This is a genomic window from Conexibacter sp. CPCC 205762 (genome assembly GCF_030646155.1).
GTDB lineage: Bacteria > Actinomycetota > Thermoleophilia > Solirubrobacterales > Solirubrobacteraceae > Conexibacter.
Genome location: NZ_JAUTDN010000103.1, coordinates 1 through 867, shown reverse-complemented (window position 1 = coordinate 867; position 867 = coordinate 1). Strand labels below are relative to the sequence as shown.

Genomic DNA, 867 nt, shown 5'->3' with positions numbered 1-867 from the left:
AGTAGTCGATCCGCCGGTAGTAGCGGCGGGTGGTGAGCGGGTGGTCGCGCAGGACCTCGAGGTGCGCCGAGAGGCGCTCCAGCACGGTCGCGAGCAGGACCGGCGAGATCAACGCGCGCGTCGCGGCGCTGACGCCGGGCAGCTCGAACCCGGCCGGGTCGATCACCTGCAGCTTGTCCGAGACGGTCGGCACGAATCTCTCAACGCGGTCCCCGAGCGCGCGCGCCTCATCCTCGGACTTGAAGAGCAGGACGGAGACATCTCTCTCGACCAGCTCCAGCGTGCCGTGGAAGAAGTCGGAGGCGTGAACCGGACGCGTGCGGATCCACTGCATCTCTTCCAGGATGCAGGTGCCGTAGTACCACGCCTCCGTCCACGCCGAGCCCGCGCCCGTGACGATGTGGTAGCTCTCGTCCCTGTAGAGCCCCGCCAATTCCTCGGCACGCGACTCGAAGCCCTCCTTCACCTGCACCAGCAGCTCCGGCAGCAGCGCCAGCTCGCCGACGATCTGCTCGAAGCCCGGCTCGCCCAGCTCACCGCGCTTGTCGAGGATCGCCAGCACGACCACCAGCGACAACAGGTAGAACATCTCCGAGGACGTGTCGTCCTCAGCGAAGTTGGTGAAGTTGAAGTCCGCCTTCTCGGCAACCGGCGTGTTCTCATGCCCAGTCAGCGCGATCACCTTCGCGCCCCTGGCCTGCGCGAACTCCAACACCGCGACGGCCTCCTTCGTCGTGCCCGACAACGACGGGATCACGACGATCGACTGCGCGCCGAGGTTGGCGTCGTCGGTCGCGATGATCTCGGCCGCATGCACCAGCTTGACCGGGAACGACGAGCGCCGGCCGAGCAGCTGCGCCGCCGGCA

The 867-nt window shown here is 67.5% G+C and carries 1 protein-coding gene; it reads right to left on the bottom strand.

The window, feature by feature from the left end:
• A partial coding sequence (locus tag Q7L73_RS28600; protein ID WP_304696378.1) for an SIS domain-containing protein occupies positions 1-867 on the bottom strand: 867 nt, incomplete at both ends.